The following is a 15,431-nucleotide window of genomic DNA, read 5'->3' as shown; positions in this document are numbered from 1 at the left end:
AAATCAAACCTTCAAGAAAAAACAAAAAAGAGACCCTGAAAAGTTAGATATAGTCTAACAACTGGGTCTCTTTTTTATTATTTTTTATTAAACGATAGTAAAAATGAAGTAGACGAGAGTTCCAATAATGGCCGACAGTACTAAGCAACCCAGTGGATATAAATAAGAATAGTTTTCTTTACGGATTGAAAGTATACGATCAACAACAAAAATAAGAACAATTCCTATCATTCCGAATTCAAACATTAAAAATCCAAAAATGGCATGGAATATGAAGGATAGGACAAAATCAATTTTTTTACTACGGTCTTTTACAAAAGCACTGACTAATAAATCAACGATAACCGTGCCTAACGTCCCCATTATTAAAAAGAAGGGTGTAAAAAATAAAAGGTATAAAGGAAATAAATCAATGAAATGCGGACTGGTTTTTTTAATAGAAAAATTGGGAATTGACTCTTTTATACCTGGCATAAAACAAAAAAGTAAAGTAAAAAGAAACGCAGCTATAATAGCGGCTGATAGCTTTCTATTTAAATGCATGTTTATTTTTTTATTACTAAATTCAGTAGTTGTTTTTGTATGTTTATGATTCATATGTCTTTAACGTGATGTACGCACCTTTTCCTTTCTCATAACTTTTTTATTTATATTTTATGTCTATCTTTTGTTACCAGCAGTTACAATGATACACGTTCTTTTTGAACTTGACTACACTAACGCGCTTTATGTCTATTCTCTTTTTCTTTTTGTGTCTATCGTTTACTCCGCTTCCCTTGTATATTCCTTCTTTTTATTCAGGGGTTGCAGTATAGTTAACGCTTTCTATGAGAAACAAGATGATGTTACAAAAAACCCCCTCTTTTTCGATAAAACAAAAGACGGGCGTTTTTTCTGTATGTAATTAATAATTCTGTTTGGCTTCTTCAAACTTAAACACATCCGCTCGTTCTGATTGCTGTGTAATTAACAGGTTATACGTATGGTTGGCCTTTTTTGGAATTTTAAATGCAACATCGAGGTTAAGTGGTTCATCGTCAGATAGTGACGGTAATGAAAAAGCTGTCCACAGGGTGTGCGGGGTTTCTGTCGATAAATTTCCTCCATCAGACGGTTCGTAGGTTTGATAAGTTGCTGTGTCTTGTAATGTAAACGTCGTGTCGTTTAATACTACAGTCGAATGTTCATTAGGTGTTCGCTGAAACTGAACGGATACGACAATGTACTGGGTGTTTACTTGTTTAGCTCCTTTAACAGGATAAGATTGCGCATCCGTTGTGGACACATAATATTGACCGTGTTTTGATCGTTCTCCAAATGCTAATCGATCATCGGTTTCATCTTCTTGAGCTACCCGACTTACAGGAGCCATCGTTTCATCTGTTGCTGAAATGGTATCTGTTCCCGGGGCATGTTTAGGTTGAGGTTTTTTGTAAGTGACGTGCGTATCGCCTTGTTTGTCTTCACAAGCGGCGAGACTTGTGAACAAAACAGCCGCTACAAGGCTTCTGGTAACTATTTTCTTCATGTTATTCCTCCAATGACTAGTCTATATACTATGCTACATGGTATTTATCTGTTAATAAAGGATAAGATTGGTACAATGTGAATGAAGTCAGTGAGATTTGGAACGGATATAGGACCTGCAAAGACTGCTGTGCTTATTTTTACAACAAAAAAAAGAGACGATTTACGCCTCTTTTTTGTTTGTTCATATTATGAATTTAGTTCATCTAAAATTGAATGCAGTTCACTTAAATGGGTAATTTCATAAGTAGGAATGACTTCATTTCGCTCTTTATCGTGACGATTAATCCATACAGATTTCATTCCAACGCGAGAAGAACCCAGTATATCTGTCATTAAATTATCTCCAACCATAATCGCTTCATCTTTCTTTAAATCCATAAGTGATAAAGCATGGTCGAAAATAGATGGATCAGGCTTACCGCGGCCAAATGCACCTGAAATCACAATCTCATCAAAATATGGAACTAGTTCTGATGTAATATCTAATTTAGTATTTTGTAAGTCAGGTGAACCGTTTGTTAACAGCAGCAGCTTGTACTTTCCTTTTAATTGATCAAGCACTTCAAACGTTTCTTCGTATACAAACGGTGTTTTGCGGCGCTCTAACGGAAAACGTTCAGCTAATTCCGCTCCAAAAGCATCGCCGTGAATTCCTAGGGCACGAAGGCCTCGAGTCCAAGCTTCTTTGCGATAAGTAGGAACAATATCTTTCATTTTGCGGAATTCATCATGATCGTCTAAAAAATTTCCCCATAACCCTTCAAATGGATTAATACCAATCATTTGCGTAAATTCATAGGTTTCATACGAAGCGTATAATTCTCTTGCTTCCTTACGCACCGCTTCTTCTAGTTCTTCAGGTTTTAGATTATATTTTTCACTTGCATATGTACATGTTGCAACGAATGCTTCTTTTACGCTTTTTTGATCCCAAAGTAGCGTGTCATCTAAGTCGAAAAATACCGCTTTAATCATGGATGTGTGTACCCCCTACTGTTTTTGAAAAAGTTTAACTATTCTTACACTAGATTACAAGGATACACACAATAAGTCTAGTGTATTTGCGATTTATTCTGTAAATTTATTTTTATCAAGCGTCCTCTTTACAAACAAATTTACAGAAATAAAAACAGCTGATATAATCACAGCATGTATGTATGCAGGAGGTTTTATATGGAATCGTTAGAAGAAATGTTCGGCATTCCCACCGTTCGTACAAGTAAGCGCTTAAGCAGAGTAGTTGCCGCACGCTTGCGTCCTTTTGGGATTACGCCAGAACAGTGGACCGTTTTAAAACGCGTATCAGAAGCTGAATATAGTACGCAGAAACAATTAGCTGAACGAGCGGATAAAGATCAAGCGACGCTGACTAAAATTTTAGATTTACTAGAAAAGCAAAATTGGATTCAACGTATCAGAAATCCAGAAGATCGCCGCTCGTTTTTTATTCAAATAACAGAAGACGGCCTGCGTTTAAAAGCAGAAGTAACGCCTGCTGTAGAACAGGTATTTTTCGAATTAACGTCCGGATTAAACGAGCAGCAGGTTAAAATTTACACCGAGACTTTACAAAAACTTGAACACCGCGCCGAACAATTGCTTCAAGACGCAGAAGACCTGCGTTAAATACCCAAAACCCCACAGCTAACATTCTGCGGGGTTTTACACGTAGTTGGCGATGCATAGTACTTCTTTGATTTTTGAAATCACTTGTTTGGTTTCATCTGTTAAAGAGGTGAATTTAAACGCGATGGATTCTGCATTTGGATTAATGAAGGGTTCTTTGTTCGTGTCTTTGCGGTAGTCTTCAATTTGTTCTAAACAATATTTTAAAATAAACGACAAGTTCGCACGTCGAAATCTCAAACTGACGGTAGAAGGCCACCTTTTTTGAAACTGATTGCTTCCCTCATACTGAATCGCTCCAATGTAGCGCTCTCCGGTTAAAAAAGATTCCTTGCTTCGGTATAGCTGAACGGTTTGGGCTGTTCCGCTCCAGTCAATATAAATACCTGCTGTTTCACAAACTTCGTATATGTAATGAAAAAGCTCCGTTACTTCTCCGAAATGGTAGTGAAGCGGATGTTTAGCCGTCATAGGTAGCTCCCTCCTTTATCGACTTTCTACCATTATATTGTAGGAAAAGTAACTTATTCATTTATACAACTTATTTCATACGCATAAGCAGTAAAAATGAAAAAATATGTTTTTTAGTTTACATAAAAATATTATAAGTAATTAGCGATAACCCGATTTTCGAAACGCGTCGTATATTGTATCCTCTTGAAGTTTTTCAAGATAAACGTTCGTTGTAGCAATAGAAGAATGCCCTACTACTTGTTTCACAACCGCAAGCGGAACGTCATTAGCTAAACTATTTGTAATAAAGGTATGACGAAACCAATGAGGAGAAATAGACGCGTTTCCTTTTACTTTATAAACAGCTGATTTAATCGTTCGATACAATGTTGTATAGGACAGTCGCTTCTTTTCCCCGGTACGATAGTACTCTTTAATGGAATAAAAAAGCGGTTCGGTGTCAAAAGGACTTAGTTCAGTGCTTTCATTTAACGCTTGCCGGTAAGCGTTAAGCGTTTCTTTCACATCGTCAAACACAGGAATCGTTCGTTCTTTTTTTCCTTTACCAATCACATCTACAACCAAATTTCCTCGGCGGTCTTCGCGGAAGCTTCCCCAATTTAAACTCAGCAGTTCACTTGAACGCATTCCACTCATATACAAAAGCATTCCCATTAAGCGGTTGCGCGCTTTGAATTCCTTTTCATGTTGGCGAATGCGCACGACGGATTCTAACGCATTTACAATTACCTGTGCTTCGCGATCGGTTAGCTCTCGATACTCGGTGCGATTTTGTTTTTCTTTATCACTGTAGTGTCCTTTTGCAATAGATGGCTTTTCAATCCACGTCGTATACAGCGAAGGATAAAAATGAGTAGCGTGTCCAAACTCTAGCATTCTTCTAAAAAATTCTAGCTTTCTTGCAGCAGTTCGATTTGCATATTGATTCATCATTTCTTCATTAAATAATTTGACTTCCATAAATCCAATCGATTTTAATGTAATCTCTCGTTCATAGAAAAAAGACAGAATCGTTTTCATGTCTTGATTGTAAGATCTGATCGTATGAGGAGAAAGTGATTTTTTGATAATACGCATTGAAAAAAAGAGCTGAATAAATTCTTCATCTGAAACGTGCTTTAAATTCAAGTTGTTATCTTCATCTAACAGCTCTGCCTCTTCCCACTGCTCTTTTAGCTGGCGAAACGAATTTTTCGCAGGCGACAATTCAAATTCTTCCATTTTACCCCTCCTAATTATAAAAAACGAAGATATACTTTTTAAACGAACCAGGATTCGATATAACAAATTTTTATCAATCCACGACAAATGCCATTAAAAGTTTTTAAAAACCTCTCAAAACTCAATTTAAAAAGCCGGTTTTTAAAGATTCCAACATATATATCCATTATATGTAAAATTTATTCTATTTTCTGCTTATTTTTCTACTTTATCATATAAACGCTTGATAAGAAAGAGTTATCTTGCGTTAGTCAAGTAAAGGGTTTTAAAGAGAATAAGCTTTGTTTAGCAATGAGAAACTAACGTTGCAAGAAGTTAGTTTGCTTGTAAAGAAAAATCAATGAATCGTAAGCCGATGAATAACAAAAGCAAAAGAAACAAATACTTCTATTGTGAACTTGTAGCTCAATAGCAGAGCAGCCAGTCGTATTGTCCTATACAGCTGTGCATCTTGCGGGTTCGAATCCCGCCAAGTTCTTTTCTAGAATTTCTTTCTGTAACAAAAAACATCACGCAGAGCGTGATGTTTTTTTAAAGTGATTCAATTTTAGTCAGGTGCAGCTGTTTATTGCTGTAGGAAACGGTATAGGTTCGATAATACTCTTTTTCCTGACTTTGACCGTTCGTTGTAATTGAAATGACTTCTTTCGTTTGGATTGTATAGACCGCTTCGCCCTCTTCTTCACTCATAGATTCAACATCTAATACCGAATAATCAACGAGTTCTTCTCGAATATCTCTTTCATACAGCATCTTCACAAGCTGCTTTTGATCATTCCATAAAACACTGTCCTGTTCGATATAAGGCTGTACGTGTTCAAATTTATTTGTGTTAATGGACTTTGTTAAATCTCTTAAGTAATGTTCAATAAAAATATCCGCTGTTTCTTGATCAACTTTTTGGATATTTTTTAAATTAAAATCTTTTTCTTCCTTCTTCTCTTTTTCTTTTTCATCTTCTTTAAAATCGTCGATTCGCTGAGAGCTGTTTTTGCTGATGGCATACGTTTTATTATTCTCTTTGAAGACCAAGATTTCTTCCTTTTCGCCTTTTTCATTTGTACGGGTTGTTTCACCTTGGTATGAAATGTCACTAGAAGGATTAACCGATTTCACGTATTCGACATATTCATCGGCCGTAATGTTCAGGTATTTTTGATGATAGGTGACTTCATCCCATTCGTTTAACTTCCAGTGCTTATTAACGTATTTAAAATTCATGTAAATGGTCAGTCCGCCGCTTCCTTCTTTACTAATTGGCTCAATAGCGGAGACCGAAAATTGCCCAGCATGATTGTTAATAAGTTCAAATCGAATCAGATGAGTTACATCAGGAAAAAAGCTCATATTGCATTCTTTACAGTAATAATTAGTAGAAATACTTTTTAGCTTTGTTGCAATTAAAGACGATGTCGCGTATGGCGTTAGCGCTTTTTTTAGCGTTTCATAATCAGCAGGGTTAGATTCATTTTCCCATTCGTACTCTTCGCCTAATTCTTTATAGGTACTTGAAATTTTGTTCATCGTCTCAACCGCAGTTTTTTCGGCTTTTTTTTCTGATACAAGATCAGGCTTGATAGATGACTTGGCTTGATCTTTTGGGATCACTTCATCTGAGGAAGGTTCGGTTGGTTTGGATAACTTAACTGTTTCTTTTTCTTCACAGGCTGTCAAAACCATTAGCAGCAGTAGAACGAATGCAATCGTCCATTTTTTATACATAAGGTGTCCTCCTCAAGGCCGAATTTAGTCTGTTTTTAAAATGATCTTTAATTCTCAAACGTATCGAGCACGTAATCACCGCTTGGAATTCCCCACTTTGCCTTTTTATTTTGATCTGTTTTAGCAAGTAATGAAATGGAATTTTCTTTGAGCGTAATGACAATTGTTCCTTTATTTCCTTGTCCATCATTTTCATATTCAATGGCTGCTTGGTTATTTTCAAAGCGAATATTTTTTTGTTCAACGGTTGACACGCGGATTTTGCTAGGTGGCTGGTACGAGTTTATTTTAATCGTTGCTTCCGAATTGGATGTAGCAAGAAATTGAATGATAGGAGATCCGTTATCATTGCCAGTGGTCCATTTTCCATCGTAGTCGTGTAAGTCTGTTGTTTGTGTAGTGGGAGTTTCAGTGCTTTCATTTGGTTTAGATGAAAAGTCAAATGGTTCTACACTCGATAACTTTAACGTATCGTTTTGATAAACGGCTGTATAAAGGCGGTCACAAATTTTAGTATAAGGTTCTTTACCCGGCTGCTTTAATAAGCTTTCCTCGTGGGTTTGTATTTTGAACACATGGTTAGGTTCTTCATACCAGTTGACAATATGAAACGTTTGCTTCTTCTGCTCGATACCTTGGCGTGTGAAATTTTCAACAAGAAGTTTCTGCTCTTTATAAAAAGAACTGTCCGCTTTCAAAAAAGCTTTTAGATCATCAAAGGAGTTTTGATCAACTGCTTTTCCAAACGCTGAAAAGTAATCAGTCATCCAGGCTGTAATAAATTTTCCGCTCATTGCTTCTTTATTTAAATCAATCGATTGAATGCTTTCCACTTGTGTTTTTGGTTCGTTTAGTACTTTTTTTGCATCTTTTTCTACTATCATTGTATTTCCGTCTTTTATTGTCTCTTCTTGCTGACAGGCTGATAACAGAATAGATGAAACAACCGTGATAATGATTGTATTACGTTTGTTCATCATAATTGCCCCTTCTTTGTCTAATATAAATGTATGTATAATCTTCCAACAAACAGACCTAGTATATCATTCTACAAAAAAACGCTCAACCCTTTAATTTCACAAGAAAAACGGCTTGCCTTTACAGCGAGCCGTTTTTCTTCTTATTTAATAGACGCTTCTTGATATGAATTGGCTGCTTCTTTTTTAAGCTGTCTAGAACCATAAAAGACATAGTAAATAATTGAAAGAAGGAAAATTCCAAGAATCACATACATTAAAGGTAGAGAAACACCAAACAGCATTAAATTTGTTGTAAGAACACTGTATTTTATAATGCTGTATAAGCATAGAATCCCTAATACTAAGGCAACGCTTGGCACTACCGGGTATTTCACTTTAAAAGGACGGGATAGATTAGGTTCTTTTTTGCGTAAAATAAAAAGAGAAACTAAACTGATGCAGTACATCATCATTGCTCCGAACACGGATAAGATAATAAGTGCATTGGCAAACGTTGCAGATCCTGCACAAATCACGCCAATTGCTCCCGGAATCAACAAACCGCCGACAGGAACTCCTTTTTTATTCGTTTTAGCAAGAAATTTAGGGAAGTAACCATCTCGTGCAAGTGCATAGGTTTGTCTTGAAAATCCCATGATGATTCCATTTAAACTAGCAATCAATCCGAATAATCCAATAATAGCAACCACGGTTGAAATGCCGTTTCCGTATACAGAAGACAGTGCCTGCGGAAGTGGATAATCGGCTAGTTTCCCGCTTCCTCCGCCAAGTCCTGCTGTTACAAATAGTGTAAACAAGGTTGCGGTTGCTAGAGTAATAATCGCTCCAATAAACCCTTTAGGGATATTTTTCTTAGGATTTTCCACTTCTTCTGCTGCCATCGCTCCGCCTTCTATTGCCAGATAAAACCAAACAGCAAATGGAATAGCTGCTAATACCCCCGTTGGACCATTAATAAATGAGTGGTCATTAAAAATATTCGATGTTTGTACATGAGGCAAACCAGCTACATAAAAAATAGATAAACCAATTAGTGCAACAATGGTAGCTGTAAGCTCAATCACCGCTACTTCTTTTACCCCGATTAAATTTAATAAAACAAAGAAAATAAAAGCGCCTACCGTTGCATATACAGGGTTAACGGCTGGAATAAGGAAGTGTAGGTATGCTCCTGTTGAGACCGCAATAGCAGGAGGAGCAAAAATAAATTCAAGCAAGCATGCAATTCCTGCGATATATCCCCCAAAAGGTCCAAGTGCTCTTCTTGCATAAGCTGAAGGCCCACCGGCTTGTGGGATAGACGTTGAAAGCTCTGCATAACTGAACATAAACGTTGTGTAAAACACGGTTACAATTAAGGTTGCAATTGCAAGTCCGATAATCCCGCCTTGTTCAAACCCGTAATTCCACCCAAAGTATTGTCCTGAAATAACCATGCCTACTGAAATAGCCCATAAATGAATAGGTTTTAATTGTTTTTGTAACGCCATATCTTCTCCTCCTTTTGATGTTTAGACAATAAGATGTACACCACTTGTTTGCTGCTTGATCATTTTGTCAATCATGGTACCGATATGCGCGGCTGCCTCAATAGGGGGCGTTCCTCTTTTATGAATATTAGAAATAACCATACGGTCAGACTCCTTTTTACCTTTTCTAGGTTCATAACACATGTAAGCACTCATTGATTCAGCACTGACCAGCCCAGGTCGCTCTCCAATCAATAGCACAAGTGCTTTTGGCTTTATGATCTCGCCAATTTCATCCATACACGCAACTCGTCCCCCTTTTACAAAAAATGAAGTTCCGATACGAAGTCCATATGACTGCAAGGAGTCAATTAAAGCTGGATACACGTCGCTTATGTTTTCTTCGATCGCCTTGGCGCTCAGTCCATCCGAGACTACTACTTGTACATCAGGCTGCTGTACGCAGTTTTTAAAAATTTCTTTCTTAGCGTTATCTGCTAATAACCTTCCTTGATCCGGCCGTTTTAAATAATGTTCTTTTGACTCCACTCGTGTATTCACAGAGAAAAGGTCAAACTCGGCTAAGGTATGTTCTGAAACTGCTCCATATACAGAGTCTACGGCTGCAGCATGATCCGTGCGAAAAGATAAAACGTCTTTTGTTAGCGGCCTTGTTCCTGTACGGCCGACACCTATGCGGGCAGGGGTAAATTGTTTAAGTGTTTCTAGCGGATCTCGATTTGACATTGGTATCATAGTAAGCACCTTCCTTAAATCAAATTCATAAAAATAGTTGGATCTCCAGCTCTTGATGTAAAGCGTCCGTTTTCCATAATACGCTGTTCTTCAAGCCACTTTTGAAATAACGGCGTTGGGGTACGGCCAAGTACATTACGTACTGTTGCGATGTCATGATAACTAAGAGACTGGTAGTTTAGCATGCAGTCATCAGCCATGGGCACTCCTATGACAAAGTTCACTCCAGCTGTTCCCAGAAGCATACTTAAATTATCCATGTCATTTTGATCAGCATCCATGTGGTTGGTGTAACATACGTCTACTCCCATAGGCAGGCCGTGCATTTTGCCCATAAAATGATCTTCTAACCCAGCTCGTAGAACTTGTTTGCTGTTATATAAATATTCAGGTCCAATAAATCCAACAACCGTATTAACTAAGAAAGGCTTATAGTGACGAGCTAAGCCGTAACATCTAGCTTCAAGCGTTACTTGATCAATATTATAGTGAGCTTCCGATGACAGTTCAGAACCTTGTCCTGTTTCGAAATACCAGCGGTTCGGACCTTTTGCCGTCCCTTTTTCATGAATTAGCGCTGTCGCTTCATCAAGCATAGACAGTGAAATTCCAAATGAATCATTACCGGCTTCTGTGCCTGCCAAACTTTGAAAAATCAAGTCAGCAGATGCTCCTTTTTCAATTGCTCTCATCTGACTCGTCACATGTGACAACACACAGTTTTGAGTCGGGATTGCCCATTCATTGATTATATTTTTTGTTTCATTCAAAAGCGCGTAGATATTATCCGTTGTGTCAATAACAGGGTTAATTCCGATAACCGCATCTCCAATTCCATAGCTTAACGCTTCATATAGAGATGCTCTCATTCCCTTTAAGTTATCTGAAGGATGATTAGGCTGGGCTCGAGAAGCCAATACTCCTTTTTGGCCGATAGTCGTTTGACAAGTAGTTTGCACTTCTATCTTGGCAGCTCCTTGAATTAAATCTAAATTGGACATGATTTTAGTAGCTGCCGCAATCATTTCGCTGCTTAATCCTTTGCTAAGTGCAAGAAGGTCTTCTCCGCTATGCTGATCGGATAAAATGTATTCTCTTAAATCTCCTACTGTCCAATTTTTAATAATGTCGTAAACCGATGAATCAATCTGACTTTCGATTAATGCCGAGACGTTGTCTTCATCTGCGCTGAGCAGCGGGTAATTTCGAATATCAGCAAGTGTGATATCCGCTAGAACTTGCTTTGCTGCCATTCGTTCTTTCATTGATTCAGCGCTAACTCCCGCTAGCTGATCTCCAGAACGCTCTTCGTTTGCTTTGGCCATAATTTCTTTTAAGCTATAAAATGAAAATGTTTCTCCTAACAATCGTGTAGTTTTAAACATCTTTTCCTCCTTAGATATTTAATAGATTATGATGAAAAAGCGAGCGTTTTAACGGAAACGGAGATCGCCTCTCCAGCTACTGGTAACCCTAGATCAATGTAATCTCCGTGTGTAAAATCAATTTGATCTAAACAAATAATTTCTAACTCTTTGCTCTGTTTAGCTAATGCTTGTCCTAAGGCTTTTGCAATATCTTGTTCGCATAGAACAACGAGGCACTTAGCTCCCTTAAAACAAGCAATAAATTCAGCGCTTATTACTTTTGCTAATTCTTGAAGCATCTTATAGCTGCAGTAAGGAAAATGAGATAAAGCAATAGCAGCGGGGGGATCTTCTGCACTGAAAATAGTTGAAGCCTGCATACATGACGCCCGAGCTCTTTCTTGAAACAGCTGCGGATTCCACGTCTCTTCTTGCTGAACGGGTATCTCTATAATCGGAATATTTTTTAGCGGCAGCCGCTTCGACCCAATGTATACGGTTGATCCGCTAACTTCTGTATTTTGCATACCAGCACCAATTACAGTAGCGCGCGTTGTCTCAGCGGCTTGAGATACTTGGATGGATTGAAAATGATATGCTAGAAGCGGACCAATGTCTCCGTGTATGGCCACTTCTTTCACGGTTTTTGGCATTTGCTTCTCCATCATTGCTCCTACTCCTCCTGAAATCATAATTGTTTCTGGTTGGATAGAAGATCTTGTATGAGGAGAAACGAGCAGCGAAGAGGTTTGAATTAGTGCTCTTACATAATTCACGGTTTCTTCAGCTAGTAATTGACAGATAGACGAGAGTTTTTCAAATGTTGCTTTTTCACCTTCTCGCAGTGTTAAAGAATTATTTTTTAAAAATTCAGTTAAATAAGGTGAAACGTAGGTAACAAAGCCGTCTGAATTCAGCCGAATTAATCTTCCACCTACATGCAGCGTAAACGTTTCGATCACTTTTCCGTTTTGACATAAAGCGATGTTAGCGGTGCCTCCTCCTACATCAATATTGGCAATTACTGCATTTGTTTCAGCGGAATGTTGGATTGCTCCTGATCCTTTTGCCGCCAATATTCCTTCCAAGTCAGCACCGGCTGTTGCAACAACAAAATCTCCAGCATGTTCGGCTAGATAGTGAACGATAGTTTCTGCATTTTGCTTTCTAGCAGTTTCTCCTGTGATGATCACAGCGCCCGCCTCCACTTGATCTAAGGAGATTTCTGCATTTTTGTACTCTTGTTCTAGTAGTACCGTTAATCGTTGAACATCGATTTCAACCTCGTTTAACATAGGTGTGGTATAGATAGAACTTGCATACGTTACGCGACGATCAATAATTTGACAGCCTGGCAGCGTAAACTGATTTTGTTGATTTGCTATTAACAGCTTGCTTACAATCAGTTTTGTTGTGCTTGTTCCAATATCTAAACCTATGCTCGTGATCCATTTCTGTAGCATGCTATCAATCCTTTATCTCGTTTGAATATGTTGACTATCATAAAACAGTTTTTTGAATATTTCACTAACTATGTTATCAAACCTGACACACTTTTGTGTAAACAAAGGTGACAAATGACAAAAAAGACTAAATCTTGGTAGATTTAGTCTTTTTTCTTATGATGAATGTGATTTAGTTACAATCATTCTTGATGCCGATGGAATTAACAATGAAAGAATGACTAAGCAGGCTATTAGTGACCCTACCATTGAAATACCGTTCATTGAAAAAGAATACCACAGAGCGGACATACCTTTTGGTGCGTACGATCCCCAGAAAATAATACCAGCAATAAAGTGCCAGAAATAACGTGCGAAGCTTCCGATAATAAGGGATAAAACAATCAAAACAAAAGCTTTTGATCTGTTATTGGTAGCTAAATTTGTTTTAATAGATTGTGAAAAAATACCTCCAAAACCTATAAAAGCAAAAGCCACAATATATTCAATAAATGTTTGTAGCGCTGTTAAAATATAAGCCGTTCCTGTCGCTAACTGCAAAAGCCCCCATAATAGACCAGATAGAGCCCCGCCTTTTACTCCCCAGCGAAAGCACATAATAAAAATGGGCACCATGGAGAACGAAATACTTACAGCCGTTGCAATCTTAATGGAAGGCAAAAGGTCAAGTAGAAGTGCCAATGCTGCAAAAATAGCTATTTCAATTTTAGCCTGTAAAGGTAATGCTTTATTCACGTTTCTCACTCCTGTTTTTGAATCATTCATATCAAACGGTTTACACAGGAGTAAGCAAATATATGCTACTATTCCCACATTCCTACGCTAGCGTTAACTAACAGGTTCTAAGGGTCTGAACATTTCGTTCACTCTCAGCACGGCGGCTCCCCCTGTGGTACGTTTGGATATTTATGTAGTATAAAGACAATGTTTATTATACCATATGTAACAAAATAGATTCGAGAGATTTCAAAGATGTTTCTATTTTCTGAATCTATTTTTTATAATGACAATCGTTTTAGTATTTGTTATACTTCTTTTATGTCAATTGAATATAAAAAACCCTCATCCTAATCGATGAGGTAGAGGTCGCAGTTTTTAATAGTAAAGTAACGGAAATGCAGAGAACATTGAGGATGTTGCTTGAAAGGAAAAATTGCCGAAGTTTAGATCACTTCTCGGTTGATTTAAGCTGGGGCTGTCTCCGAACAGGAACAGAACTGTCACATCATGCGAGTGATGTGAAGAGCTATCTTCACGGAAGGTTGACGCGGTTTTCAGATTTAAAAGCGCGCACATATACTGCGGGCTTTTTTTATGTTATCCCGTCTCTTTCCGTACATTCGAAAGGAGTATTTATCTATGCAAGAGCAGCAAGAATTAAAACGTGGGTTGAAATCTCGCCACTTAACGATGATTTCATTAGGAGGAGCCATTGGAACCGGCTTATTCCTAGCAAGTGGTGGAGCAATTCACACAGCAGGACCTGGGGGAGCGCTTTTAGCTTACGCTATCATTGGCGTCATGGTTTACTTTTTGATGACCAGCCTAGCAGAGCTCGCAGCTTATATGCCTGAAGCTGGTTCATTTAGTACGTATGCGTCTCGTTTTGTAGATCCATCCTTTGGTTTCGCTCTCGGCTGGAACTACTGGTATAACTGGGCTATTACGATTGCAGCTGAATTATCCGCTGGAGCCCTTATTATGAAATTTTGGTTCCCAAACTCTTCTTCTATTTTATGGAGTGCCCTGTTTTTATTAATTATGTTTGGGCTTAACTACCTTTCTGTAAAAGGATTTGGTGAATCTGAATTTTGGTTTTCGTTAATTAAAGTAGTAACGGTTATCATCTTTTTAGTTATTGGTATTATGATGATTTTTGGTATCTTTAACAATGAAGCACCAGGTTTTAAAAACTTCACGCTTGGTGATGGACCGATTCACGGTGGATTCTTTACTGTACTAGGTATTTTTATGGCTGCTGGTTTTTCATTCCAAGGAACAGAGTTGCTTGGAGTCGCGGCTGGAGAAAGTGAAGATCCCGAAAAAACGGTTCCTCGCGCAGTTAAACAAGTCTTCTGGCGCATCTTGTTATTTTATATTTTAGCTATTTTTGTTATTGGAATGCTTATTCCATACACAGCGGATTCATTAGCAAGTGATGATGTGCGGGTAAGTCCGTTTACTCTAATATTCGAACGAGCAGGTCTGGCGTTTGCGGCATCGGCTATCAATGCCGTTATTTTAACAGCTGTTTTATCTGCTGGTAACTCAGGTATGTATGCTTCTACGCGTATGCTGTGGAACTTAGCGAAAGATGGAAAAGCACCAAGGTTCTTAGCAAAAGTGAATAAACGAGGCGTTCCAGTTAATGCCTTAATCGCAACGGCACTTGTCGGTACACTTGCATTTGGTGCTTCATTTTTTGGAGACGGTGCGGTATACACATGGTTACTTAACGCTTCTGGTATGTCTGGTTTTATTGCTTGGTTAGGAATTGCAATCAGCCACTATCGTTTTAGAAGAGCATTTGTTGCCCAAGGTCATGATTTGAGTGAACTTCCATATCATGCAAAACTTTTCCCGTTTGGTCCTATCTTTGCCTTTATTTTATGTGCTGTTGTTATTTTAGGTCAAAACTATTCGGCGTTTATGGGTGATTCGATTGACTGGTACGGTGTACTTGTTTCTTATATCGGACTTCCTTTATTCTTAATTGTTTGGTTAGGATACAAATGGACGAAAAAGTCAAAGCTTATTCCGTTAAAAGAATGCCAAGTAACAGTGAAAAAATACGAATAAAAAAAGCTCTCTATTCAAAAGAAT

The 15,431-nt window shown here is 38.0% G+C and carries 14 protein-coding genes, 1 tRNA gene and 2 riboswitches; of the genes, 3 read left to right on the top strand and 12 right to left on the bottom strand.

Annotated features, from left to right (window positions below):
• Positions 1–87 precede the first annotated feature (87 nt).
• The 3 genes from MMB68_RS20915 to MMB68_RS20905 form a co-directional block, all read right to left on the bottom strand.
• Entirely contained in the window at positions 88–597 is a 510-nt protein-coding gene (locus tag MMB68_RS20915) for a hypothetical protein (RefSeq protein ID WP_221785070.1), read from the bottom strand.
• Positions 598–904: 307 nt separating this feature from the next.
• The gene (locus MMB68_RS20910) at positions 905–1,528 is read right to left on the bottom strand and encodes a hypothetical protein (RefSeq protein WP_277447772.1); all 624 of its coding nucleotides are present in this window, start codon (positions 1,526–1,528) and stop codon (positions 905–907) included.
• Between the two features lie 188 nt (positions 1,529–1,716).
• Positions 1,717–2,505: an HAD family hydrolase gene (locus MMB68_RS20905; protein ID WP_277549300.1), complete on the bottom strand. Its 789-nt coding sequence runs from the start codon at positions 2,503–2,505 to the stop codon at positions 1,717–1,719.
• Between the two features lie 198 nt (positions 2,506–2,703).
• Here MMB68_RS20905 and MMB68_RS20900 point away from each other — a divergent pair, with 198 nt between their 5' ends.
• A complete protein-coding gene (locus MMB68_RS20900) occupies positions 2,704–3,156 on the top strand; it encodes a MarR family winged helix-turn-helix transcriptional regulator (RefSeq protein WP_221785068.1) in 453 nt (150 codons plus the stop codon).
• 36 nt (positions 3,157–3,192) lie between these two features.
• On the opposite strand, the gene MMB68_RS20895 is transcribed toward MMB68_RS20900, so the two are convergent.
• A complete protein-coding gene (locus MMB68_RS20895) occupies positions 3,193–3,627 on the bottom strand; it encodes a hypothetical protein (protein ID WP_277549299.1) in 435 nt (144 codons plus the stop codon).
• Positions 3,628–3,768: 141 nt separating this feature from the next.
• Positions 3,769–4,851: a tyrosine-type recombinase/integrase gene (locus tag MMB68_RS20890; protein WP_264409218.1), complete on the bottom strand. Its 1,083-nt coding sequence runs from the start codon at positions 4,849–4,851 to the stop codon at positions 3,769–3,771.
• A gap of 394 nt (positions 4,852–5,245) precedes the next feature.
• Between MMB68_RS20890 and MMB68_RS20885 the strand changes: the two genes are divergently transcribed.
• Positions 5,246–5,329, top strand: a tRNA-OTHER gene (locus MMB68_RS20885).
• Positions 5,330–5,382: 53 nt separating this feature from the next.
• Here the strand turns inward: MMB68_RS20885 and MMB68_RS20880 are convergent.
• The 7 genes from MMB68_RS20880 to thiT all read right to left on the bottom strand — a co-directional run bounded on the left by MMB68_RS20880 (position 5,383) and on the right by thiT (position 13,373).
• Positions 5,383–6,573 (bottom strand): TcaA NTF2-like domain-containing protein, encoded by a 1,191-nt coding sequence (locus MMB68_RS20880; protein ID WP_269870765.1) that lies wholly within the window; start codon positions 6,571–6,573, stop codon positions 5,383–5,385.
• Between the two features lie 47 nt (positions 6,574–6,620).
• Entirely contained in the window at positions 6,621–7,553 is a 933-nt protein-coding gene (locus MMB68_RS20875; RefSeq protein ID WP_277549298.1) for a TcaA NTF2-like domain-containing protein, read from the bottom strand.
• A gap of 140 nt (positions 7,554–7,693) precedes the next feature.
• Positions 7,694–9,043, bottom strand: coding sequence for an ethanolamine permease (gene eat / locus MMB68_RS20870; RefSeq protein ID WP_221785064.1), 1,350 nt, complete (start codon positions 9,041–9,043; stop codon positions 7,694–7,696).
• A 21-nt stretch (positions 9,044–9,064) separates the two neighbouring features.
• Positions 9,065–9,778 carry an ethanolamine ammonia-lyase subunit EutC gene (eutC, locus tag MMB68_RS20865; protein WP_221785063.1) on the bottom strand — a complete coding sequence of 238 codons (714 nt, stop codon included), beginning with the start codon at positions 9,776–9,778 and terminating at the stop codon, positions 9,065–9,067.
• A 14-nt stretch (positions 9,779–9,792) separates the two neighbouring features.
• A complete protein-coding gene (locus MMB68_RS20860) occupies positions 9,793–11,163 on the bottom strand; it encodes an ethanolamine ammonia-lyase subunit EutB (RefSeq protein WP_277549297.1) in 1,371 nt (456 codons plus the stop codon).
• A gap of 26 nt (positions 11,164–11,189) precedes the next feature.
• Positions 11,190–12,608, bottom strand: coding sequence for an ethanolamine ammonia-lyase reactivating factor EutA (locus MMB68_RS20855; RefSeq protein WP_277549296.1), 1,419 nt, complete (start codon positions 12,606–12,608; stop codon positions 11,190–11,192).
• A gap of 156 nt (positions 12,609–12,764) precedes the next feature.
• On the bottom strand, positions 12,765–13,373 hold the full coding sequence (gene thiT / locus MMB68_RS20850; protein ID WP_047751853.1) for an energy-coupled thiamine transporter ThiT: 609 nt from the start codon (positions 13,371–13,373) through the stop codon (positions 12,765–12,767).
• Between the two features lie 32 nt (positions 13,374–13,405).
• A riboswitch (TPP riboswitch) is annotated at positions 13,406–13,506 on the bottom strand.
• A 174-nt stretch (positions 13,507–13,680) separates the two neighbouring features.
• Positions 13,681–13,865: riboswitch (Lysine riboswitch) on the top strand.
• A 102-nt stretch (positions 13,866–13,967) separates the two neighbouring features.
• Here thiT and MMB68_RS20845 point away from each other — a divergent pair.
• On the top strand, positions 13,968–15,407 hold the full coding sequence (locus MMB68_RS20845; RefSeq protein ID WP_013057233.1) for an amino acid permease: 1,440 nt from the start codon (positions 13,968–13,970) through the stop codon (positions 15,405–15,407).
• Positions 15,408–15,431 lie beyond the last annotated feature (24 nt).

It is taken from the genome of Priestia sp. Y58, assembly GCF_029522095.1.
Lineage (GTDB): Bacteria > Bacillota > Bacilli > Bacillales > Bacillaceae_H > Priestia > Priestia megaterium_E.
Note: the sequence above shows the minus strand (reverse complement) of the source record. Positions and strands in the feature narration are given on the sequence as shown.

What these genes read in the sequence shown, in the direction of transcription:
- MMB68_RS20855 (WP_277549296.1), bottom strand. Translation starts at nt 12,608, where the DNA reads ATGCTACAGAAATGGATCACGAGCATAGGTTTAGATATTGGAACAAGC.
- MMB68_RS20875 (WP_277549298.1), bottom strand. Translation starts at nt 7,553, where the DNA reads ATGATGAACAAACGTAATACAATCATTATCACGGTTGTTTCATCTATT.
- thiT (WP_047751853.1), bottom strand. Translation starts at nt 13,373, where the DNA reads ATGAATGATTCAAAAACAGGAGTGAGAAACGTGAATAAAGCATTACCT.
- MMB68_RS20845 (WP_013057233.1), top strand. Translation starts at nt 13,968, where the DNA reads ATGCAAGAGCAGCAAGAATTAAAACGTGGGTTGAAATCTCGCCACTTA.
- MMB68_RS20895 (WP_277549299.1), bottom strand. Translation starts at nt 3,627, where the DNA reads ATGACGGCTAAACATCCGCTTCACTACCATTTCGGAGAAGTAACGGAG.
- MMB68_RS20915 (WP_221785070.1), bottom strand. Translation starts at nt 597, where the DNA reads ATGAATCATAAACATACAAAAACAACTACTGAATTTAGTAATAAAAAA.
- MMB68_RS20860 (WP_277549297.1), bottom strand. Translation starts at nt 11,163, where the DNA reads ATGTTTAAAACTACACGATTGTTAGGAGAAACATTTTCATTTTATAGC.
- MMB68_RS20890 (WP_264409218.1), bottom strand. Translation starts at nt 4,851, where the DNA reads ATGGAAGAATTTGAATTGTCGCCTGCGAAAAATTCGTTTCGCCAGCTA.
- MMB68_RS20905 (WP_277549300.1), bottom strand. Translation starts at nt 2,505, where the DNA reads ATGATTAAAGCGGTATTTTTCGACTTAGATGACACGCTACTTTGGGAT.
- eutC (WP_221785063.1), bottom strand. Translation starts at nt 9,778, where the DNA reads ATGATACCAATGTCAAATCGAGATCCGCTAGAAACACTTAAACAATTT.
- eat (WP_221785064.1), bottom strand. Translation starts at nt 9,043, where the DNA reads ATGGCGTTACAAAAACAATTAAAACCTATTCATTTATGGGCTATTTCA.
- MMB68_RS20900 (WP_221785068.1), top strand. Translation starts at nt 2,704, where the DNA reads ATGGAATCGTTAGAAGAAATGTTCGGCATTCCCACCGTTCGTACAAGT.
- MMB68_RS20910 (WP_277447772.1), bottom strand. Translation starts at nt 1,528, where the DNA reads ATGAAGAAAATAGTTACCAGAAGCCTTGTAGCGGCTGTTTTGTTCACA.
- MMB68_RS20880 (WP_269870765.1), bottom strand. Translation starts at nt 6,573, where the DNA reads ATGTATAAAAAATGGACGATTGCATTCGTTCTACTGCTGCTAATGGTT.